The sequence below is a fragment of the Stenotrophomonas sp. genome (genome assembly GCF_035634915.1).
In the GTDB taxonomy this organism is placed as follows: Bacteria; Pseudomonadota; Gammaproteobacteria; order Xanthomonadales; family Xanthomonadaceae; genus Stenotrophomonas.
Genome location: NZ_DASQCB010000003.1, coordinates 1 through 22806 on the forward strand (window position 1 = coordinate 1; position 22806 = coordinate 22806).

18 protein-coding genes are annotated in these 22806 nt (G+C 68.4%); all 18 read left to right on the forward strand.

Annotated elements, in window-relative coordinates; genetic code table 11:
• Positions 1-2833 (forward strand): YadA-like family protein (locus tag VER16_RS03050; RefSeq protein ID WP_324805408.1); only part of this gene is annotated, 2833 nt, incomplete at its 5' end.
• A 153-nt stretch (positions 2834-2986) separates the two neighbouring features.
• On the forward strand, positions 2987-4840 hold the full coding sequence (locus VER16_RS03055) for a S8 family peptidase (protein WP_324805409.1): 1854 nt from the start codon (positions 2987-2989) through the stop codon (positions 4838-4840).
• 143 nt (positions 4841-4983) lie between these two features.
• Positions 4984-6705, forward strand: a complete 1722-nt coding sequence (gspE, locus tag VER16_RS03060; protein ID WP_324805410.1) for a type II secretion system ATPase GspE — start codon at positions 4984-4986, stop codon at positions 6703-6705.
• Positions 6706-6729: 24 nt separating this feature from the next.
• On the forward strand, positions 6730-7953 hold the full coding sequence (gene xpsF, locus VER16_RS03065) for a type II secretion system protein XpsF (RefSeq protein ID WP_324805411.1): 1224 nt from the start codon (positions 6730-6732) through the stop codon (positions 7951-7953).
• A gap of 50 nt (positions 7954-8003) precedes the next feature.
• Positions 8004-8447 (forward strand): type II secretion system major pseudopilin GspG, encoded by a 444-nt coding sequence (gspG, locus tag VER16_RS03070; RefSeq protein WP_324805412.1) that lies wholly within the window; start codon positions 8004-8006, stop codon positions 8445-8447.
• A gap of 6 nt (positions 8448-8453) precedes the next feature.
• Complete coding sequence (gene xpsH, locus VER16_RS03075) at positions 8454-8948, forward strand: type II secretion system protein XpsH (RefSeq protein WP_324805413.1); 495 nt, start codon at positions 8454-8456, stop codon at positions 8946-8948.
• On the forward strand, positions 8945-9364 hold the full coding sequence (gene xpsI, locus VER16_RS03080) for a type II secretion system protein XpsI (RefSeq protein WP_324805414.1): 420 nt from the start codon (positions 8945-8947) through the stop codon (positions 9362-9364). The genes xpsH and xpsI overlap by 4 nt, the downstream gene beginning before the upstream one ends.
• Positions 9361-9993 carry a type II secretion system protein J gene (locus VER16_RS03085; protein ID WP_324805415.1) on the forward strand — a complete coding sequence of 211 codons (633 nt, stop codon included), beginning with the start codon at positions 9361-9363 and terminating at the stop codon, positions 9991-9993. Before xpsI ends, VER16_RS03085 begins: the two co-directional genes overlap by 4 nt.
• Entirely contained in the window at positions 9990-10853 is an 864-nt protein-coding gene (locus VER16_RS03090; RefSeq protein WP_324805416.1) for a type II secretion system minor pseudopilin GspK, read from the forward strand. The genes VER16_RS03085 and VER16_RS03090 overlap by 4 nt, the downstream gene beginning before the upstream one ends.
• Positions 10850-12013, forward strand: coding sequence for a PilN domain-containing protein (locus VER16_RS03095; protein WP_324805417.1), 1164 nt, complete (start codon positions 10850-10852; stop codon positions 12011-12013). The genes VER16_RS03090 and VER16_RS03095 overlap by 4 nt, the downstream gene beginning before the upstream one ends.
• Positions 11988-12689 carry a type II secretion system protein GspM gene (gene gspM, locus VER16_RS03100; protein ID WP_324805418.1) on the forward strand — a complete coding sequence of 234 codons (702 nt, stop codon included), beginning with the start codon at positions 11988-11990 and terminating at the stop codon, positions 12687-12689. Before VER16_RS03095 ends, gspM begins: the two co-directional genes overlap by 26 nt.
• Positions 12679-13473 carry a hypothetical protein gene (locus VER16_RS03105; protein ID WP_324805419.1) on the forward strand — a complete coding sequence of 265 codons (795 nt, stop codon included), beginning with the start codon at positions 12679-12681 and terminating at the stop codon, positions 13471-13473. Before gspM ends, VER16_RS03105 begins: the two co-directional genes overlap by 11 nt.
• A 9-nt stretch (positions 13474-13482) precedes the next feature.
• Entirely contained in the window at positions 13483-15693 is a 2211-nt protein-coding gene (gene gspD / locus VER16_RS03110; RefSeq protein ID WP_324805420.1) for a type II secretion system secretin GspD, read from the forward strand.
• Positions 15694-16305: 612 nt separating this feature from the next.
• Complete coding sequence (locus VER16_RS03115) at positions 16306-17160, forward strand: glycosyltransferase family 2 protein (RefSeq protein WP_324805421.1); 855 nt, start codon at positions 16306-16308, stop codon at positions 17158-17160.
• A complete protein-coding gene (locus VER16_RS03120) occupies positions 17157-17996 on the forward strand; it encodes a glycosyltransferase family 2 protein (RefSeq protein ID WP_324805422.1) in 840 nt (279 codons plus the stop codon). The genes VER16_RS03115 and VER16_RS03120 overlap by 4 nt, the downstream gene beginning before the upstream one ends.
• An 87-nt stretch (positions 17997-18083) precedes the next feature.
• On the forward strand, positions 18084-19268 hold the full coding sequence (gene pncB / locus VER16_RS03125) for a nicotinate phosphoribosyltransferase (RefSeq protein WP_324805423.1): 1185 nt from the start codon (positions 18084-18086) through the stop codon (positions 19266-19268).
• A 149-nt stretch (positions 19269-19417) separates the two neighbouring features.
• The gene (gene wecB / locus VER16_RS03130; protein ID WP_324805424.1) at positions 19418-20602 is read left to right on the forward strand and encodes a non-hydrolyzing UDP-N-acetylglucosamine 2-epimerase; all 1185 of its coding nucleotides are present in this window, start codon (positions 19418-19420) and stop codon (positions 20600-20602) included.
• A complete protein-coding gene (locus VER16_RS03135; RefSeq protein ID WP_324805425.1) occupies positions 20599-22803 on the forward strand; it encodes a hypothetical protein in 2205 nt (734 codons plus the stop codon). The genes wecB and VER16_RS03135 overlap by 4 nt, the downstream gene beginning before the upstream one ends.
• The last annotated feature ends 3 nt before the right edge of the window (positions 22804-22806 follow it).

Consider the following 22806-nt stretch of genomic DNA (forward strand, 5'->3'; position numbering starts at 1 on the left):
AGGCGTCTTCGCCACGGCTACCGGCGCCAGTTCAGTGGCCATGGGCGATTCCAGCGAAGCCACCGGCGATGAAAGCGTGGCCATCGGCGGCAGCACCTTCTATGGCCTGATTCCGTCCCGTGCCAGCGGTTACGGCGCAGCCGCCTTCGGTGCCGGTGCCTGGGCCACCGACGACTACGCCACTGCCATCGGCTGGAATTCGTGGGCCGACGGTGCGCAGTCCACCGCACTCGGTGCCAGCGCCACGGCCAACGGGATCAACAGCGTTGCGCTGGGTGCCGGTTCCACCGCCGACCGTGACAACACGGTGGCCGTGGGCAGCGCTGGCAGCGAACGCCAGGTCACCCACGTCGCCGCAGGTACTGAAGGCACCGACGCGGTCAACAAGGACCAGCTGGATGCGGTCGCCGCCACGGCGGAAGGCACCAGCAGGTACTTCCAGGCCAGCGGCAGTGCCGACAGTGATGCCGGTGCCTACGTGGAAGGCGACAATGCCCTGGCTGCCGGCGAAGCGTCCAACGCCATCGGTAACGGCACCACCGCATTGGGCAGCGGTGCCACCGCCGTGGCCGGCAATGCCACGGCCGTCGGCTTCAACAGCCTGGCTGCCGGCATCAATGCGGCGGCTGTCGGCAACGAGGCGCAGGCCACCGGCGAGAACAGTGCTGCGTATGGCAGCGGTGCGGTCGCCAGTGAAATCAGCAGCACCGCCACCGGCAACGCCGCCCAGGCAACGGGCGTCTACAGCACCGCCAACGGTGCCGAGGCCATCGCCAGTGGCGCACAGTCGCTGGCCAGCGGCTTCCGCGCCTCGGCCACGGCCGACGGCACCACTGCGGTGGGCGGTTACAGCGAAGCCAGTGGCCGCCTCGGTACCGCGCTGGGCTACGGCTCGGCCGCGACCGGCGCCAACACCACGGCAGTCGGCTTCGGTGCGGCTGCGGCAGGTGCCAATGCGGTGGCGATGGGCCAGTCCAGCGAGGCCACCGGTGATGAGAGCGTTGCCATCGGCGGCAGCACCTACTACGGCCTGATCCCGGCGCGTGCCAGCGGTACCGGCGCGGCGGCCTTCGGTGCCGGTGCCTGGGCCACCGACGACTACGCCAGCGCCATCGGCTGGAATGCCTGGGCCGACGCGACCGATGCCACCGCACTGGGTGCCAACAGCACCGCCAGCGCGGCCAACAGCGTGGCCCTCGGCAACGGCTCGCAGGCCACCCGTGCCAACACGGTATCGGTGGGCAATGCGGCCACGCAGCGGCAGATCACCAACGTGGCCGCCGGTACTGAAACCACCGATGCGGTGAACAAGGGCCAGCTCGATGCCGTGGCCGCGACCGCCGATGCGGTGGGCCAGCGCTTCAAGGCCAACGGTACCGGTCTGGCCACCGCCAGCGGCACCGATGCGGTGGCAGTGGGGTCCAACGCCAGCGCCAGCGGCAACCGCAGCAATGCCGTGGGCAGCAGCGCCAACGCCATCGGCAACGCCTCGCTGGCACTGGGCGCCAACAGCGCGGTCACCGGCAGCAACTCGGTGGCGCTGGGTGCCGGCGCACGTGCGGTGGAAGCCAACGTGGTCTCGGTCGGGGGCGGCAACGGTACCGATGGTCCGGCCACCCGCCGCATCGTCAACGTGGCTGACGGCCGCATTGCCGCCGGCAGCACCGACGCGGTCACCGGTTCGCAGCTCAACGTCACCAACCAGCGCGTGGGTGCGGTTGAAACCCGCGTCGGTGATTTCGACTCGCGCATCGCCACGGTGGAATCCAGCACGGCCAATGCCGTCGGCTACGACGATGCCAGCCGTGATCGGCTGACCCTGTCCGGCATCGAAGGCACGGTCATCGACAACGTCGGTGCCGGCAGCATCGCCTCCGGCAGCCGCCAGGCAGTCAACGGTGGCCAGCTGTTCCAGTCGCTCAGCGATGCGGCCAGCATCCTCGGCGGTGGTGCCAGCGTTGGCATGCAGGGCCTGTTCGTGGCGCCGAACTACGTCATCCAGGGCTCGACCTACAGCAATGTCGGCGATGCACTGGGCGCGCTGGACCGCAAGGTGACCGAGCTTGACCAGCGCACGGCTGGAACCAGCGGCAGCAGCGCGCGCACCGCCAGCCTGCGTTCGGCGGCTGTCACCGAAGACGGCAAGGCCAGCATCACCACCGCCACTGCCGCCGATACCGCAGCGACCACGGCCAGCGTGCAGGGCACGCCGACCGCCGCTGCGGCCGGCAGCGCGCAGGCGGTCACCGCCGCCGGCACCGGCATCAATGCGGTGACCGTCGGTGACGGCGCCGTCGCTACGGCGGCTTCGTCCACCGCCATCGGCCAGGGTGCTACGGCCTCGGCGGCCAATGCGGTGGCGCTGGGCCAGGGCTCGGTCGCCGACCGTGCCAACACCGTCTCGGTGGGCAGCGAAGGCAACGAACGCCAGGTCACCAATGTGGCCGCCGGTACCGCGGCCACCGATGCGGTGAACAAGGGCCAGCTGGATCGCGGCATCAGCACCGCCAACAGCTATACCGACAGCCGCGTGCAGGCCGTTGCCGACAGCTTCGATGTGTTCAAGGGCGAAGTGGATGGACGCCTGCGGCACATGGATCGCCGCATCGACCGCCAGGGCGCGATGAGCGCGGCCATGCTCAACATGGCCACCAGCGCCGCCGGCATCCGCACCCAGAACCGGGTCGGCGTCGGCATCGGTTTCCAGGGCGGTGAATCGGCGATGTCGCTGGGCTACCAGCGTGCGATCAGCGATCGCGCCACGGTCACCCTCGGCGGTGCGTTCAGCAGTGATGACGCCTCGGTGGGCGTCGGTGCCGGCTTCGGTTGGTAAGGCGACAACGCGCCGGTGGTCACGCCACCGGCGCTGCTTCTGCAACAGGGCCTGAGGGGAGGTCTCGGCAACCCCGGCTCGGCCAGCCGGGAACCGTCAAGGAATGATGGCCGCAGTGTTGGATCCAACCATGACCCAGAAGAGGAATGTGACGTGATCAATAAGCAGAACCTTCGCATCAACGTGCTTGCTGCCGCCATGCTGTCGATGACCGCCGCAGGTGCGGTCCACGCTGCCGGCCTGCCGACCCGCGAGCCGGTGCGCCAGGCCAGCACCGCTGAAGCGGGTGCCGAGCGCATCATCGTGAAGTACCGCGCCGGTACCGCTGCCGCCAGCGACCGCTCGGCCAAACTGTCCACCGTGCAGTCCGCACTGACCCGCGCCAGCCTGTCCGGTGGCACCAGCCGTGCCAGCACGATGGGCCCGCAGGTGGTGCGCAAGCTGGGCATCGGCGCCGACGTGATCCGCCTGCAGGGCCGACTGGCGCCGGCCGAACTGCAGCGCGTGCTGAAGGAGCTGAAGGCCGACCCGTCGGTCCAGTACGCCGAAGCCGACGTCAAGCTGCGCCGCACCGAGCTGCGCGCGGGTGACGTGAAGCCTGCCCTGGTGCCGAACGATCCGTACTACGCGCAGTACCAGTGGCACCTGAGCAACGCCACCGGCGGCATCAATGCACCGGCGGCGTGGGATGTCTCGCAGGGTGAGGGCGTGGTGGTTGCCGTGCTCGACACCGGCATCCTGCCGCAGCACCCGGACCTGGTCGGCAACCTGCTGGAAGGCTACGACTTCATCAGTGACGCCGAGACTTCGCGCCGTGCCACCGATGACCGCGTGCCGGGCGCACAGGATTACGGTGACTGGGTCGAGAACGCCAACGAGTGCTACAACGGTTCGCAGCCGGAAGACAGCTCCTGGCACGGCACCCACGTGGCCGGTACCGTCGCCGAGCAGACCAACAACGGCGTCGGCATGGCCGGTGTCGCGCACAAAGCCAAGGTGCTGCCGGTGCGCGTGCTGGGCAAGTGCGGTGGCTACCTCTCCGACATCACCGATGCGATCACCTGGGCATCCGGTGGCACCGTCGCCGGCATTCCCGCCAATACCAACCCGGCTGAAATCATCAACATGAGCCTGGGCGGCAGCGGTGCGTGCGCAGGCGCCTACCAGGATGCGATCAACGGCGCGATCTCGCGCGGCACCACCGTGGTGGTGGCCGCCGGCAACGAGACCGACAATGCCGCCAACTACCGTCCGGCCAGCTGCGAAGGCGTGGTGACCGTGGGTGCGACCCGCATCACCGGTGGCATCACCTATTACTCCAACTACGGCACCCGCGTGGACCTGTCCGGTCCGGGTGGCGGTGGCAGCGTGGACGGCAACCCGGGCGGCTACATCTGGCAGTCCGGCTCGGATGCAGCCACCACGCCGGAGTCCGGCAGCTACAGCTACATGGGCCTGGGCGGTACCTCGATGGCCTCGCCGCACGTGGCCGGTGTTGCTGCCCTGGTGCAGAGCGCACTCATCGCCAACGGCAAGGACCCGCTGGCTCCGGCCGCGCTGCGCGCCTTGCTGAAGGAAACCGCACGTCCGTTCCCGGTCACCATCCCGGCGTCCACCCCGATCGGCACCGGCATCGTCGACGCCAAGGCAGCGCTGGCCAAGGCACTGGCTGAACCCTGCACCGAAAACTGCGAGCCGGAAGGCATTCCGCTGACCAACAAGGTGGCTGTCAGCGGCGTGGCCGGCGCCACCGGCAGCGAAACGGTCTATACCTTCGAAGCGGTGGCCGGCAAGCAGCTGAGCGTGCTGACCTATGGCGGCACCGGTAACGTCTCGGTGTATGTGGCGCAGGGCCGCGTGCCCACCACCACCGACAATGATGCCAAGTCGACCCGCCCGGGCAACACCGAAACCGTGCGCGTGGCCAAGCCGGTGGCCGGCACCTACTACGTGAAGGTGGTGGGCGAGGCGGCTTTCAACGGCGTGACCATCCTGGCAACGCAGTAAACCTGCCATTGTTCTGTCGTAAATGAACAAGCGAGGCCCGTCATGTTGCTGTGACGGGCTTCGTCTTTTCACGAAACACCCCGGCGGGACAGCGGAAGTCCCGGCCGAACTGCTAAAGTCGGGTAGATCGACAGGAGAGTCATGTGAACGCGCTCGCTGCCACTGCCATCGACGACGCCGAAGGTCGCATCCTCGATGCGCTGCTGGCGCGCGGCCGACTCAAGGAAGGGGATCTGGCACGTGCACGTCCGCTGCATGCCGAAGCCGGCGGCAGCCTGCTGGGCCTGCTGGTGCGTCTGGGGCTGGTGTCCGAACGTGACCAGGCGCAGACCAGCGCCGACGTGCTCGGCCTGCCGCTGCTGGAAGGCAAGCAGCTGCCCGAAGCACCGCCGCAGTCGCTGGCCGAAGGCCTGCCGCTGTCGCTGCGTTTCCTGAAGCAGTTCCACGTCTGCCCGCTGGCGCTGGATGAACACGGCGTGCGCCTGTGGCTTGCCGACTCTCACGATGCCTACCCGCAGCAGGCCGTGCAGCTGGCGCTGGGCGTGCCGGTCAGCCCGGTGCTGGGCATGCGCGCGGAGATCGACGACCTGGTCGAGCGCTGGTTCGGCCAGGGCCGCAGCGCGATGGGCGCGATCGTGGAAACCGCCGACGGCGAAGGCGGCGCGGTCGATGACATCGAACACCTGCGCGATCTCGCCTCCGAAGCCCCGGTCATCCGCCTGGTCAACCTGGTCATCCAGCGTGCGGTGGAACTGCGCGCCTCGGACATCCACGTCGAACCCTTCGAGAACCGCCTGAAGGTGCGTTACCGCGTCGACGGCGTGCTGGTGGAAGGCGAAAGCCCGCCGGCCAACCTTACCGCCGCGGTCATCAGCCGCATCAAGATCATGGCCCGGCTCAACATCGCCGAGCGCCGGCTGCCGCAGGACGGCCGCATCATGCTGCGCGTGCAGGGCAAGGAACTGGACCTGCGCGTGAGCACCGTGCCGACCGCGCATGGCGAAAGCGTGGTGATGCGCCTGCTGGACCGCGAAACCGTGGTGTTCGATTTCCACCGGCTCGGTTTCACCGATGCGTTCCTGCCGCAGTTCCGCAAGGTGCTCGAACAGCCGCACGGCATCCTGCTGGTCACCGGTCCGACCGGTTCGGGCAAGACCACCACGCTGTACACCGCGCTGAGCCAGCTCAACACCGCCGACGTCAAGATCATCACCGTTGAAGATCCGGTCGAGTACCAGATCGAAGGCATCAACCAGATCCAGGCCAAGCCGCAGATCGGCCTGGATTTCGCCAACGCGCTGCGCAGCATCGTGCGCCAGGATCCGGACATCATCATGATCGGCGAAATGCGCGACCTGGAAACCGCGCGCATCGCCATCCAGTCGGCGCTGACCGGCCACCTGGTGCTGTCCACGCTGCACACCAACAACGCCGCCGGCGGCATCACCCGCCTGCTCGACATGGGCGTGGAGGATTACCTGCTCACCTCCACCATCAACGGCATCCTCGCCCAGCGCCTGGTGCGCCGCCTGGAACCCACCCACGCCGAGCGCTACGAAGCCTCGCCGGAGGAGATCGAACGTTTCGAACTGCGCCGCCTGCAGCCGCAGGGGCCGATCTACCTGTTCCGTCCGAAGCCCTCGGCACTGGCACCGACCGGTTACCTTGGCCGCACCACCATCATGGAATTCCTGGTGATGAACGATGCGCTGCGGCGCGCGGTGATGCGTCGCGACGGCATGGGCGAGATCGAACGCATCGCCCGCGAGGCCGGCATGCGCACCATGTACGAAGACGGCCTGTCCAAGGCCCTGAGCGGGCAGACGACCATCGAGGAAGTCCTGCGCGTGACCGAGGAGGGTTGATGCGCGCGGGAGATCGACGCTGACATGCCCACCTATCGTTACAAGGCACTGAACCCGCACGGCGAAGTCTTCGACGGGCAGATGGAAGCGGCCAGCGAGGCCGATCTGATCGCCCGCCTGCAGGACCAGGGCCATCTGCCGATGGAAACCCGCCTGGCCGCCGAGGGCGGCGGGGTAGGGGGCAGCAGCCTGGGCAACCTGTTCCGCCCGCGTCCGCTGCAGGGCGCGGCGCTGCTGCAGTTCACCCAGCAGCTGTCGACCCTGCTCGGCGCCGGCCAGCCGCTGGACCGCGCGCTGTCGATCCTGCTCGGCCTGCCCGAGGACGAACGTTCGCGGCGCGCGATCACCGACATCCGCGATGTGGTCCGCGGCGGTGCACCGCTGTCGACCGCGCTGGAGCGCCAGCATGGCCTGTTCTCGCGCCTGTACGTGAACATGGTGCGCGCCGGTGAAGCCGGTGGCAGCCTGCACGAGACCCTGCAGCGCCTGGCCGATTACCTTGAACGCAGCCGCGCGCTGCAGGGCAAGGTGGTCAACGCGCTGGTCTACCCGGCCATCCTGCTGGTGGTGGTCGGTGGCGCGCTGCTGTTCCTGCTCGGCTACGTGGTGCCGCAGTTCGCGCAGATGTATGAAAGCCTGGACGTGGCCCTGCCGTGGTTCACCAATGCGGTGCTGCAGCTGGGCCTGTTCGTGCGCGACTGGTGGATCCTGCTGCTGGTGGTGCCGGCGGTGCTGGCGCTGCTGCTGGAACGTCAGTTCCGCCAGCCCGCTGCGCGCCTGGCGCTGGATGGCTGGCTGCTGCAGCGGCGCGGCATCGGCCGCCTGCTGGGCGAACTGGAAACCGCGCGCCTTGCGCGAACCCTGGGCACGTTGCTGCGCAACGGCGTGCCACTGCTGGGCGCGCTGGGCATCGCCCGCAACGTGCTGGGCAACCGCGCGCTGGCCGCCGATCTGGACACCGCTGCCGACGAAGTGAAGAACGGTGCCGGCCTGTCGCTGGCGCTGTCGCGCGGCAAGCGCTTTCCGCGCCTGGCCCTGCAGATGATCCAGGTCGGCGAGGAATCCGGCGCGCTGGACACCATGCTGCTGAAGTCCGCCGACACCTTCGAACAGGACAGCGCCCGTCGTATCGACCGCCTGCTGGCGGCGATGGTGCCGGCCATCACCCTGGTGCTGGCCTCAGTGGTGGGTGCGGTCATCGTGGCCGTGCTGGTACCGCTGTACGACCTCACCAATGCCATCGGCTGACGATGGCTTTTCCTGCAACCTTCGACTCACCGCAACTGAAAGGACCGACCATGCTTGCTTCCCGTCGACCGATCCGCCTGTCCTTCGCCAGCGCACGCCACCAGAGCGGCATGAGCCTGCTGGAGATCATCATCGTCATCGTGCTGATCGGCGCGGTGCTGACCCTGGTCGCCAGCCGCGTGCTGGGCGGCGCCGACCGTGGCAAGGCGAACATCGCCAAGGCACAGGTGCAGACCGTGGCCTCCAAGATCGACAACTACCAGATCGACACCGGCAAGCTGCCCGGTTCGCTCAACGACCTGGTGACCGCACCGGCTGGCGTCGGTGGCTGGCTGGGCCCGTATGCGAAGACCGCCGATCTCAATGACCCGTGGGGCCATGCGCTGGAATACCGCGCGCCGGGCGAAGGCCAGGCCTACGAACTGGTCAGCCTGGGCAAGGATGGCAAGGCCGGCGGCAGCAGTGTCGACGCCGATATCCGTTACGAGCCGTAATCGCGCATGAGGTTGTACCTGCCGCGCCGGCTGCCCAGCCCGCGCCTGCACGGCAGGCGCGCGACCGGCCTTTCGCTGCTGGAGATGCTGCTGGTGATCGCGTTGATCGCGGCCATCGGCCTGATCACGGCGGCCGGCCTGTCGCGTGGCTTTGCCGGCATGCAGCTGCGCAGCGCCGGCAAGGACATCGCCAGCCAGTTGCGCATGGTGCGGGCCCAGGCCATCGCCCGCGGCGAACCGCAGCGCTTCGTGATTGAACCGGCCGAGCACCGCTGGCAAGGGGCGAACCAGCACCGCGGCACGGTGCCCGAGCCAGTGCAGGTGGTGTTCGAAGGTGCGGCGCAGCTCGCCGATTCACCGGGGCAGGGCGTGATCGAGTTTCATCCCGACGGGGGCTCCAGTGGAGGCCGCATCCGCCTGCAGCGCGGCGCCGCCGAATGGCGCATCGATGTCGGCTGGCTGACCGGTGAAGTACGGTCCGGACCGTGGCGGGCACAATGAAGACCTCGGCGCGCGGCTTCACCCTGCTTGAAGTGATCGTGGCCTTCGCCCTGCTGGGGCTGGCCCTGACCCTGCTGCTGGGCAGTCTGTCCGGCGGTGCGCGCCAGGTCAGTGATGCCGGCCTGCGCACGCGTGCGGTGCTGCATGCGCAGTCGCTGCTGGCCAGCGCCGGCGTCGAAGCGCCGCTGCAGGTGGGCAGCCAGAGTGGTGAATGGGAGCAGGGCCGTTACCACTGGCAGCTGCAGGTCCAGCCATGGACCGAACCGCGTGCCGCTGACGTGCCGCCGACGCAGTCGCCGGGTGCACCGTGGCTGGCCGAGCTGCAGCTGCAGGTGCGCTGGGGCGACAGTGAGCGCGAACGGCTGCAGTGGCGCACCCTGCGCCTGTTGCCGCCGGACCTGGAGAGCGCACGATGAAGCGTCGTGCGCGCGGCTTTACCCTGGTCGAAGTGATGCTGGCCACCGTGCTGTTGGCCGGCGGCCTGGCGCTGGCCTTCGCCAGCGTGCGCGGCGCGATGGCGGTCAGCCAGCGTGGCGAACAGATCGCCGCCGACAGCGAACGCATGCGCGCGGTGCAGGCGCTGCTGCGACGCCAGCTGGCAGGTGCCCTGCGCAGCCCGATCGAAGTGCCTGATCCCACGCGCGAACCGGTGTTTTTCCACGGCGACGAGGAGGGCATGCAGTTCGTCGCCGATCTGCCCGGCTATCTTGGCCGCGGCGGCCCTTACCTGCACACGCTGCAGATCGATGGCTCCCCCGACCAGCGTCGCCTGCTGCTCGATCTGGTCCTGCTGCAGGAAGGCGAGCAGCTGCCGGAAACCCCACCGCGCCCCCCCGAGGTGCTGGCTGACGGCCTGAAGGACGTGCGCCTGCGATACCGCGGCATCGATGCCAGCACCGGCCAGATGAGCGAGTGGCTGCCGCGTTGGGACGATACCCGCCGCCTGCCGCTGCTGGTGGAGGTGCAGGTGGTTCCGGTGCGCGGCGCACCGTGGCCGGCGCTGGTGGTGGCGCTGCATGCCGGTGGCATGGGAGGTGCGCGGTGATCGCCCAGCGTGGGGCCGCGCTGGTGCTGGTGCTGTGGCTGATCGCGCTGATGACCGCGCTGGTCGGTGCATTCGCCCTGAGTGCGCGTGTGGAACACCTGCAGCAGCGCGTGCTCGGCGACGATGCACGCGGGCAGGAACGTGCCCGTGCTGGCCTGGAGTATGCGTTGCTGCGCCTGCGCCAGGATCCGCTGCGCCCGGCCTGGCAGGCCGATGGGCGCACCTATCGCTGGCAGTACGACGATGTGCAGGTCGAGATCCGGGTGATGGACGAGAACGGCAAGATCAACCTGAATCTGGCAGACGCGACGCTGCTGGCCGCGTTCCTGCAGGCCCTGGGCGAGCCCGCCGAGCAGGCCCGGCAGCTGGCCGGTGCCATCATCGACTGGCGCGACGAGGACAGTCTGCTGCAGCCCGGTGGCGGTGCCGAGGCACCGGACTATGCGGCCGCCGGCCTGCCGTATGGCCCGCGCAACAAGCGCTTCGAGACTCTGGGCGAACTGCAGCGCGTGCTTGGCATGCGTGCGTCGCTGTACCGGTCGATGCTGCCGTACCTGACGCTTTACAGCCGCCAGGCGCGGCCGGATGCGCGCGTGGCGGGCGGGCCGGTCCTGACCGCATTGGGCCTGGATGCCGAGCAGGTGCTGGCCCAGCGCGCGCAGCAGGAGCGTGACGAACGTTCCGGTGCGACGCCGTCAACGCTTGCCAGTGGCAGCGGCACCTATAGTATCGAGGCCCGTGCCATCGACGGCAGCGTTCGCTTGTCGGTACTGCAGGCGGTGGTACGCAATGGATCGGGCGGTGTGCCCGGACGAACCTACACGGTGCTTCGCTGGGAGCAGGGAATGGCAGCACGATGACGGCTTGGCAGGACAGCCTGCGGCAGGCGCAGGGGCGGATCGGCCCCGGTGCGGGCCGTTTCCTGCGCTGGTGGCGGCAGTCCCTGCTGGCCTGGGTGCCGGCGCGCTGGCAGTGGGCGCTGGGCTGGTCGCAGAGCCGCCTGCTGCTGCAGCGGCAGGGTGATCTGCTGCAGGTGTGGCGCGAAGCCGGGCAGGGCCTGGAACCGGTGGCCAGCCTGCCGTGGCCGACGCAGCCGGCGGACCTGGACCGTGTCCTCGATGCGCGCCTGCGTGGCCTGCCACGGGCCTGGCTGCTGGCCGAGCCGCAGGTTCTGGTGCGCACCCTGCGTCTGCCCCTGGCGGCCAGTGATCGCCTGCGTGCCGTGGTCGGTTACGAGATCGACCGGCAGACACCGTTCGAATCCAGCCAGGTCAGCTATGACGTGCGCGAGCGAGGCAGTGCCGGTGAAGGCCTGCTGCAGGTGGAACTGGTGGCCTGGCCGCTGCGCCAGCTCGAGGCCTGGCGCGGCCAGGTCGGCGCCTGGGCCGATGCGCTGTCCGGCGTCGATGTACTGGATGCACAGGGCCAGCCGCTGCAGGTCAACCTGCTGCCACAGGCTCAGCGGCAAGCGCGGCATGACCCGATGCGGCGCTGGAACCTGCTGCTGGGCCTGGCCGCACTGGTGATGCTGGTGCTGGCCGCCGCGCAGCTGCTGGACAACCGCCGCCAGGCCGCCGACGCCCTGCGTGCGGAGGTCGAACGCAGTGCGCGCAGCGCCCGCGGCGTGGCCAGCGAACGCAGCCAGCTGCAGGCCCTGCTGGACGGCGCCGCCTTCCTGGAAAAGCAGCGCGCCCAGCGCGCCAGCACCGTGGAGCTGTGGAACGAACTGACCCAGCGCCTGCCCAATGGCACCTATCTGGAAAAACTGGCCATCGAGAACAACAACCTGCAGCTGATCGGCCTCAGCAGCGAAGCCTCGCAGCTGGTACAGCTGCTGCAGGACGCACCGCAATGGCGCAAGGTCAACCTGACCGGCGTGCTGCAGGCCGATGGCGCCAGCAGCGGCCGTGACCGCTTCACCTTGACCGCCGAGCTGCAGCCGCTGCCGCCGGCCCCTGCCGCCGCGCCCGCCGCCCCAGCCAGGGAGGCGGCCGATGCCGATGCCAAGCGCACGCCGTGACCGCTGGCTGGCGCTGGCACTGCTGGTGGCAGTGCTGGGCCTGGCCTACCTGCTGCTGGTGCACCCGTGGTTCACCCAGCCGCTGCTGGCCATCAACGAGGACGTGGCTGCGCTGCGCGAGCGCCAGCAGCGCGTGCAGGCGCAGCTGCAGCAGCAGCCGCAGATCGAACAGCGTCTGCAGCAGACCCGCGAGGCACTGCAGCAGCGCCCCGGCTTCCTGCGCGAAGCCACCGCCGAAGCCGCCGCCGCTGCGCTGGGCGCGCGCGTGCAGGATGCGGTGGCCACCGCCAGCCCGGGCAACCGCAGCTGCACCATCAGCAACCGCACGCCGTTGACCGACAACCGTCGCGATGCCGAGTTCGTGCGTGTGGCCATGCAGGTACGCCTGCGCTGCGGCGTGGCCGAACTGGCTACCGTGCTGCACAGCCTGGAAACCGGCAGCCCGCGCCTGTTCGTGGACAACCTCAACCTCATCGCGCAGCGCTTCCAGCAGTCGCCCAATGAATCGGGCCTTGGCCTGGACGTGTCCTTCGAACTGGCCGGCTACCTGCTGCCGGGTGCCGGTGGCGATGCCGCCGCGCCGGCAGCGGAACCACCTGCGCCGGCGCCTGCCGCCGACGCCGGCACTGCACCGGCCGAGCCACCCGTGGAAGCGGAGGGCGCCGATGAAACGTGATCCGTTCACCCTGCGCACCGGCTTCCTGCTGGCGCTGGCCGGCTGGGCCGGTGCGACCTGGCTGGCCACCGGCTTCGGCCTGGGCAGCCGCCTGGCCCCTGCCGACAGCGATGCCGCCGCGCAGGCCGCCGCGCTTCCCGCGTTGCCGCCGATGGCCGCCGAACGCATGGCTGCTGCCGACAGCTACCGTGCCATCGGCGAACGACCGCTGTTTGCCGAAGACCGGCGGCCGCGTCCCTATCTGCTGGGTGGCAGCGAACCGGCTGCCAGCGCCGCGCTGCGCCTGACCGGTGTGCTGCTCACCGACAGCTTCAGCATGGCCACCTTCACCACCGAGCAGAATCGTTCGGTGCGCCTGCGCCTGAATGGTGAGGCGGTCGATGGCTGGCAGCTGGTCGCACTGGAGCCTCGCCAGGCCACTGTGATCGGCCCCAGCGGCAGCCAGGTGCTGGAACTGGCGACCTTCAACGGGCAGGGCGGTGAACCGCCGACCGTGCTGCGCGGCGCCAATGGCGCTGTGCCGCCCGCCGGTGTCGTGCCGCCGCCTCCGCCGCCACCCGCCGCCGCTGCCGCGTCCAATGCGCGGCCCAGCCCCGATGTCGTCAGCGGCGCCGCCGCCGTGGCCGCCCCGGCAAGCGCGCCATCGCCGGCCGCCCCCGCCAACAACGGCCCCAGCGAAGCGCAGATGCAGGCCATCCGCGAACGCATCCAGGCCCGTCGCCGTCAGCTGCAGCAACAGCAGCAACAACCGTCGCCGCCCCCGGGCGATGGCACCAACCGATAGAGTGAATGCATGAACCTGCGTTTTCTGCCCTGGTCCCTCGCCCTGACGCTGCTGGTCGGCTGCGCCACCGTGTCCGGCCCGAACGTCCATCGCAGTGCCACCCCGCCGCCAGCACAAGCCGGTGCCGCGGCGGCCGATCCCCAGGTCGTCGAGGGTGATGCCGCCGCAGGGACACCGCAGGCGGTGATCCGCCGCGGCAGCGGCACCATGATCAACCGCGAAGCCGCACGTGCGCCGTCACCGGCGCTGCATTCGGCCAGCGGTGGCAGCGCCACCTTCAACTTCGAAGGCGAGTCGGTGCATGCCGTGGTCAAGGCCATCCTCGGCGACATGCTGGGTCAGAACTACGTCATCGCGCCGGGCGTGCAGGGCACGGTCACCCTGGCCACGCCCAAGCCGGTGTCGCCGGCACAGGCGCTGAACCTGCTGGAAATGGTGCTGGGCTGGAACAATGCGCGCATGGTCTACAGCGGTGGCCGCTACAACATCGTCGCCGCCGACCAGGCGCTGGCCGGCACCGTCGCACCGAGCACCGCACCGGCTTCCAGCGCGCGTGGCTTCGAGGTACGGGTGGTGCCGCTGCAGTTCATATCCGCCAGCGAAATGAAGAAAGTGCTGGAGCCGTACGCGCGGCCCAACGCCATCGTCAACGTTGATACCGGCCGCAACGTGATCACCCTCGGGGGTACCCGCGCCGAGCTGGAAAACTACCTGCACACCGTCGAGATCTTCGACGTCGACTGGCTGTCGGGCATGTCGGTGGGTGTGTTCCCGATCCAGTCGGGCAAGGCCGAGCAGGTCGCCAGCGATCTGGAGAAGGTCTTCGGCGAGGACAGCAAGACGCCCAGCGCCGGCATGTTCCGCTTCCTGCCGCTGGAAAACGCCAACGCCGTGCTGGTCATCACCCCGCAGGTGCGCTACCTGGACCAGATCCAGCAGTGGCTGGATCGCATCGACACCGCCGGTGGCAGCGCGCGCCTGTTCTCCTACGAGCTGCGCTACATCAAGGCGCGCGATCTGGCCCAGCGCCTGGCCGAAGCCTTCGCCAGCAGCAACAACCGCAACAGCCGGGGTTCCTCGGCCGGGCTGGCCCCGGGCGCGACGCCGATGCAGCTGGACAGCCGCGGCGGCGATACCAGCAACAGCAACAACAGCAGCGATTTCGGTGGCAGCAGCAACGGCACCAGCGGCGCCAGCGGTGGCATGGCCAGTACGATGAACCTGCCCCAGCGCCAGGAGGGCAACATCAGCGTCAGTCTTGATGTGGAAGGCGATACCGTCGGTGTTTCGGCGGTGGAAGAAACCAATGCCCTGCTGGTGCGCGCCACCCCGCAGGCCTGGCGTTCGATCCGCGAAGTGATCGAGAAGCTCGACGTGATGCCGATGCAGGTGCACATCGAAGCGCAGGTAGCCGAGGTCGACCTGACCGGCGACCTGCAGTACGGCGTCAACTGGTTCTTCGAGAACGCCGTGCAGGGCCAGAGCTACACCGGCGCCACCGGCGGCGCGACCTTGCCCAGTGCACTGGGCCGCAACATCTGGGGCAGCTTCGCCGGTGCCATCACCGGCAGCGAGACCGGCTGGACCTTCCTCGGCAAGAACGCCGCGGCGGTGGTCAGCGCACTGGACCAGGTGACCAACCTGCGCCTGCTGCAGACCCCGTCCATCTTCGTGCGCAACAACGCCGAGGCGCAGCTGAACGTCGGCACCAAGATTCCGATCAACTCGGTATCGGTCAACACCGGCATCAGCGACAGCACCTACAGCCAGGTGCAGTACCTGGATACCGGCGTGATCCTCAAGGTGCGCCCGCGCATCACCCGCGATGGCGTGGTGTTCCTGGACATCGTGCAGGAAGTCAGTTCGGCCGGCGCGACCCCGTCGGGTTGTGACGCAACCAAGACGACCTGCAACCCGCCCATCAACACCCGCAAGATTTCCACCGAGGCGGCTTTGCAGAGCGGTGACACCATCATGCTGGCCGGCCTGATCACCAACTCCGATGAAGACACCTCCAACGGTGTCCCGGGCTTGAGCCGCCTGCCGATCATCGGCGGTCTGTTTGGCAGCAAGGGCAAGGTGAACAAGCGTTCGGAAGTGATCGTGCTGCTGACCCCGACGATCGTGCGCAACGGGCAGGAAGCGCGGACGCTGACTGACGAGTACAGCAACCGCTTCCGTGCGATGGAACCGTTCCCCACGCGCGAGCGCAAGAAGTAGGGTTTTTCTTTTGCAGGGCTTGCAGCCCTGCACCTGCTCAATGCAACGGCAACGGCCAGAGCCAGAGCGGCATTCCGTGGGATGGCGGGGCGGTGTGGGTGGTCAGGACACGCCGTAAACCCATCCATGGGGGCTCGTAGGCGCCATCCATGGCGCCTGCGGTCCTGCCCACCCACACCGCCCCGCCTCTGACAGATTCCGTGTGCTGTTGGTGGGTGCCGACCGTTGGTCGGAACATCTGTCGGATATCGAATGAATCATCCACGCATGGCCTGGATCTACTGGAACGCGCGGCTTTGGGTAGGTGTCGACCTTGGTCGACACGATTTTTCTGTCAGATACCAATATTCAGAACGGGATCCGACCCCGTGCCGTTCCGACAGATCGCAGGAAACTGTCGAAAGCGGGGTGGGTCCGGTTGAGGGGGTGTGAGCGGCATGGATGTGGCGACCAAGCCCCCATGGATGGGTTCACGGCGTCCCCCTCAACCGGACCCACCCCGCCATCCCACGGATAGCCAGCTTTTGACGTTGACGTTGACGTTGCCTCGGCAGGTGCAGGGCGCAGCCCTGCCGGTGCTAACCTACCGCCACCGACAACCACGGAGGCGGGATGGGGGCGATCGTGTTGTTGCCGCTGGGCGTGGACGATGCCGCCCTCGACCGTTGCCTGGCCGCGCTGGATGCTGGTACGGCGGCAGGCACCGCCGTGTGGCTGGCCGATGACGCCCAGGCCGGGCCACGCGCGCAGGCCGTAGTCGAGCATTGGCTGGCGCATACCCCGCTGCAGGCCGAATACACCCGCCGTGCGCGGCCGCTGGGCGAGGTCGCCCATCTGGACGAAATGCTGCGCGCCTGCGACGGCCTGGATGTGGCCGTGCTCGCCCCGGACAGCGTGCCCGCGCCGGGCTGGCTGCAGCAGCTGCAGGCCGCCTTTGCCCGTGATGCCGCCATCGCCACCGCCACGACCTGGTGCAATGCCGGTGAAACCGCCGCGTGGCCGCGCCTGGGTGAAATCAATCCCGAGCCGACCGACATCGCGTTGCTGGCGCAGGCCTGCGCGTCACTGCCGAACCTGCACCCGGAACTGCCCTCGGCGGTCACCCATGCGGTGCTGGTGCGTGGCAATGCGCGCCGCCGTGCCGGTGGCCTGGATATCGACAGCTATCTTGGCTGGAATGCCGCGCTGGTCGACCTCAGCCTGCGCATGGCCGGGCTGGGCTGGCGCAACGTGTTGTGCGAGAACGCCTTCGTCAGCCGGGCCGGTGAAGCCAACAGCCGCGAGGGTGACCTGGAGGCCCTGGCCGCACGGTGGCCGGGCTGGATGCCGCGCCTGGCCGATTTTCTCATGCACGACCCGCTGCATGCCCTGCGCGAGGACCTGCAGCAACGGCTGCGTCAGGCGATAATGCCGCGTGACCAGGGCGACCTGTTCGCCATGCCCACGCCGCCGGAGCCGTCTGCTTGAACCCTGCCATCGTCGCCATCGTCGTCACCTACCAGAGTGGCAGCACCATCGATGCCTGCCTGTCGCGCCTGCGCCAGGCACAGGAGGTGGCCGAAATCCGGGTGGTGGACAACGGCTCGCAGGACGACACGCTGGAGATCGTGCAGCGCCATGCCAGCCACGATGCACGCGTGCGCTTCATCGGCAACCCGGACAATCCAGGCTTTGCGGCCGCCAACAATCAGGGCGTGGCCGATTCAAACAGTCCGTGGCTGGCCTTCATCAACCCCGACCTGATGGTGGAAACCGATACCCTGGCCGCGCTGCGCGGCCGTGCACAGGCACTGGGCGACTGCCTGCTGGGCGTGGAGCAGGTGGACGAGCACGGTTTCGCCGATGACGCCGTGCGCCGCCGCGATCCCGATTTCCTGGCCATGCTGCGTTCCCCTGGGCGCGGTGGGCGGCTGGCGATCCCCCGTGATCCGGCGCAGGCGCTGCAGCAGGTGCCGGCGCTGTCTGGCGCATTGCTGCTGATGCCGCGCGCGCTGTTCGACCGCATTGGCGGCTGGGATGCCGGCTACCGCCTGCATGCCGAAGATCTGGACCTGTGCCGGCGCGTGCGCGAGGCCGGCGGCGTGGTGGCCATCGCCAACGACCTGCGGGTGACCCACGTGCGCGGGGTGTCCAGCCGTTCGCGGCCGTTCTTCGTCGAATGGCACAAGCATCGTGGCCTGTGGCGCTACTTCAGCAAGTTCGAGGCGAAGCAGCGTTCGCTGCCGGTGCGGGTGATGGTGTGGGGGGCGATCTGGGCCCATGCGGTGATGCTGCTGCCGAAGCTGCTGCGCAAGGCGCTTTGAGGCCCGGGGCGGAGGGCTGCATCCACGCATGGCGTGGATCTACGGGGGCGAATCGGCGATTCACGCGAACGGGCGCATAATCGCCCCATGGCCATCATCCAGTCCCTGCTCGACACCGACCTGTACAAGTTCACCATGATGCAGGCGGTGCTGCACCAGCACCCCGGCGCCCTGGTCCAGTACCGGTTCAAGTGCCGCACCCCCGGTATCGACCTGGCGAGCTACATCGACCAGATCAACGAAGAGATCGACCACCTGTGCAGCCTGCGCTTCAGCGATGAAGAGCTGGATTACATGCGCGGCCTGCGCTTCGTCAAACCGGATTTCGCCGATTTCCTCGGCCTGTTCCACCTCGACCGCAAGTACATCCAGCTGCGGCCATCGACGACCGTGCCGGGCGAGATCGATCTGGACATCACCGGCCCGTGGCTGCACACCATCCTGTTCGAAGTGCCGCTGCTGGCGATCATCAACGAAGTCTGGTTCCGCAACACCACCACCGCTGATTTCGCCGAGGGTGAGCGTCGCCTGCAGGCCAAGGCCGCGCTGCTGCGTGATACCCCGGGGTTCGAGCAGTGCCGCATCGCCGACTACGGCAGCCGCCGCCGCTATTCGCGTGACTGGCATGCCCGCCTGCTGCCGCTGCTGCGCGATGCGCTCGGCCCGCAGCTGGTCGGCACCAGCAACGTGCATTTCGCCCGCCTGTACGGCATGACCCCGCACGGCACCATGGCCCATGAGTACCTGCAGGCCTTCCAGGCGCTCGGCCCGCGCCTGCGTGATTCGCAGGTGGCAGCGCTGGAATCGTGGGCGCGCGAATACCGTGGTGACCTGGGCATCGCGCTGTCGGACGTGGTCGGCCTGGATGCGTTCCTGCGCGATTTCGACATGTATTTCTGCAAGCTGTTCGACGGCGTGCGCCACGATTCGGGCGACCCGTTCGACTGGGGCGACCGCATGCTCGCCCACTTCCAGCAGCGCCGCGTCGATCCGCGCAGCAAGGTGCTGGTCTTCAGCGATGGCCTGGACATCACCAAGGTGATGCGCCTGTACGACTATTTCCGTGGCCGCTGCCAGGTGGCGTTCGGTGTCGGCACGCACCTGACCAACGACCTGGGCCCGACGCCACTGAACATCGTCATCAAGATGGTCCGCTGCAACGGACAGCCGGTGGCCAAGCTGAGCGACTCGCCGGGCAAGAGCATGTGCGATGACCCGGGGTATCTGTCCTACCTGCGCCAGGTGTTCGAATTACCGCCAGAAGAGAACTAATACGTCACACAGTGACGCTCTGCGTCACTTTGTGATCCCCGCCTTGCTGCGCAACTTTGTGATGAAGATCACATTTGTGTGGCCGAACTTCACAGAATCGCTTACGCTTTGCCCACAGGATGATTAGCAGGCCTTGAGGGAGTTCTGCGGTGAAGGTTCTTTCCGTTTTCGGTACCCGTCCTGAAGCAATCAAGATGGGACCGCTGGTCAAGGCGCTGGGTGAGGCGCCGGATATCGAATCGATCGTCTGCACCACCGGCCAGCATCGCGCGATGCTGGACCAGGTGATGTCGCTGTTTGCGATCAATGCCGACCATGATCTCGACGTCATGGTCCCCAACCAGACGCTCAATGGCCTGTGCGCCAAGCTGTTCGAGCGGCTTGATGCGCTCTACACGCAGGTACGTCCTGATCGCGTGCTGGTGCACGGCGATACCACCACCGCGATGACGGCGGCCGTGGCGGCGTTCCATCACCGTATTCCCATCGGGCACGTGGAAGCCGGTCTGCGCACCGGTGACATCCATCGGCCGTGGCCGGAAGAGATGAATCGTCGGGTCATCGACGTGGTAGCGGATTATCTTTTCGCGCCTACGCCCAGCTCACGCAGCAATCTGGCGCGTGAACACCTGGGAGGAAAGATCATCGTCACCGGCAACACTGTCATCGATGCCCTGCAGCAGACCGTGCAGCAGCTTGATCGCGATCCAGCACTGCGTGCAAAGGCCGATGCACCGTTCCAGATGATCGACCCTGATCGTCGCCTGCTGCTGGTCACCGGCCACCGCCGCGAAAGCTTCGGCCAGGGCTTCCTGGACATCTGCCGCGCACTGGCCGAGCTGGCCCGGCGCCAGGATCTGCAGGTGGTGTACCCGGTGCACCTCAACCCCAACGTCCAGGGCCCGGTAAATGCTGAACTTGGCCACCTGGACAACGTGCACCTGGTGCCGCCGCAGGATTACCTCAGCTTCGTGCGTCTGATGCAGCGCGCCGACGTGATCCTCACCGACTCGGGCGGCGTGCAGGAAGAAGCGCCTGCGCTGGCCAAGCCGGTACTGGTGATGCGTGATGTGACCGAGCGGCCGGAAGCGGTCGAAGCAGGCGTGGTCAAGCTGGTGGGAACCACGCCGGCCCGCATCATCGAATCGGTCAACGCCGCACTTGCCCAGCCGGCGCAGCCTACCCGGTTCGATCCGGGGGCCAGCCCATACGGCGACGGGCGTGCCAGTGCGCGCATCGTTGCGGCCCTGCGCGGCAAGCCGTTGCCTGAGTTCAACCCCGGCCATCGCAGCGCCGGACCCGTTTCCCCTCCTCTGCATGAAGTGACGCCATGACCCAGACCGGCCAACGTACCTTCCTCCTGGTTTCCACCGCGCTGGCCCTGGCCAGCATCGCTGCCACCGCCCACGCCGCCGACACCGCGGCAGGCCAGTTCGCCGAATGGACCGGCGACAGCACCGTGACCCGGCAGATGACGTTGCGCCAACTGGGTTTCCGCCAGCCGCTGGTCCTCAGCGGCCAGGAGAGCCAGCGCGAGATCTACCTGCCGGTACCGGTGGGCGTGGCCACGCGCGATGCGCAGCTGCAGCTGGATGGGCGCTACGTGCGCGGCCATACCGGCCGTACCTCGGGCCTGTGGTCGGTGGACGGCGATCCGATGGCCGCGCGCTCGATCACCGATGCGCAGGGCGACGCTAGCCAGCTGCTGGCCATTGATGGCGAGCCGCGCGACAACGGCTTCGTCCGTGTCGGCGTGGGCTGGTGGTCCATCGTTTCCGATTACCGCTGCGCCGACCAGAGCGCACCGGCGAATGTGCTGCGCCTGTCGCCCGATTCGCGCTTCAGTTACCGCTTCGATGGCCGTGCCGTGGACAGCGTGGCCAAGGCCTGGGGCGCGCTGCCACCGCGCGTGCGCCTGCTGGTCGATGGCAAGACGCTGCAGGCGCCGTCCTACGATGCTGCCTGGCGCATCGGTGCCGCGCTGCAGACCGGCGGCAAGCAGGTCGATGTGGTCGCATTGCCCAAGGTAGGCGACCGCGTCGACCTGAGTGGCATCAGCATCCCGGCCAGCCTGATGGGCGTGCCGGCCTATGCCGCCCTGGCCGGTGGCGAACGCGCCTACGCGATCAAGGATCTGGCCGAAGTCGGCGCATTGCTGTCGCTGCGTGACAGCGGGCCGCTGGCCGCCGACGTGATGATCGGCAGCGAGGCGCTGCGCGCGGGCGTGCGTGCTGCGTTGGATGCGCTGGGTGCACAGGTCGGGGCCAGTGGTGCCGATGCGGCCAGCGCCTTCACTGCCTGGCGTGCGGCCGACATGGGCGCGCTGGAGAAGCCCGCCGCCAATGCCTCGGTGAGCGTGGCGACCGTTGCCGGCCGCCCGACCCTGGTGGTCGATCCAGCCGCCGGTGGCAAGGTCGCTGGCCTGCTCTCCGAACAATGGCGCGCCTACGCGCTGGGCCGTTCGCTGAAGGTCGACCAGGCCGGCGCGCCGGCCATGCAGGGCGACCTGGTGCTGCTCAGCCGGCTGGGCAACATCGCCGGCACGCAGGACATCGTCACCCGCGGTGACCGCACGGCCAATTTTGAACTGGGTGCGCTGTCGGCCGATGGCCGCCTGCCCGAGGAAGTGGTGATCGATGTGTCTGCCGCGCCGAATGCGGGCGGGCAGGGCGCGGTGGCCACCATTTTTTTCAACGATTACCTGCTGGGTGCCAAGGTGCTGTCCACCGATGGCAAGCCGCAGCGCCTGGTCGCCAAGGTGCCGGCCTATGCGCTGTCGGCCCGCAACGAGGTGCGGGTCAGCTTCCTGCGCCAGCCGGCGCGCCCGTACTGCCATGACCCGGCCACCGCCTTCCCGGTGACGGTGCTGCCCAGCAGCCACATCAAGCTGGCCAAGCGCACCCTGGGGACTGATTTCATCGGTGCGGCCAGCCTGCTCTCGCGCGCCAATGAAGTGTTCGTGCCGGGCACCTGGCTGCAGGATGCGCCGTCCTCGCTGGCCAAGGTCATCGCCATCGCCAGCGCCGTCGGTGCCTCGCCGGAAGCCGCCGAACTGAAGGTGGTCGATGCCGGCGCTGCCATCAGCCCGGCCAAGCCGTACCTGGCCTTTGGCGTGGCACCGTCGGGTGTCACCCTGGCGGGCCTGAAGGATGGCCACCTGGTGATTGCCGGCAAGCCGCAGTCCCTGCTGGACCTGACCGGTGTCGAGCGTGCCGCGGCGGTGCAGGTGGCCTCGGCCGGCGGCCAGACCGGTGTGCTGTACAGCGACCTGGGCACCCAAGGGCCGACCCTGGGCGCACCGTTCCGCCTGCTGCGCGGCGACCTCGCGGTGATCGATGGCAGCGAGGTCGTGCGCGACTTCGACAGCCAGGATCCCTACGGTTCGCGCATCGCTGAAGAGGGCAATCCGCAGAGCGGCTGGGAAAAACACATGGTCTGGCTGCTGCTGGCCGTAGGCGTGGTGGTGTTTGCACTGCTGGCCGCCCGCATCACCCAGGTCCGCCGTCGCCGCAAGTCCGCCAGCAACGGACACTGATCC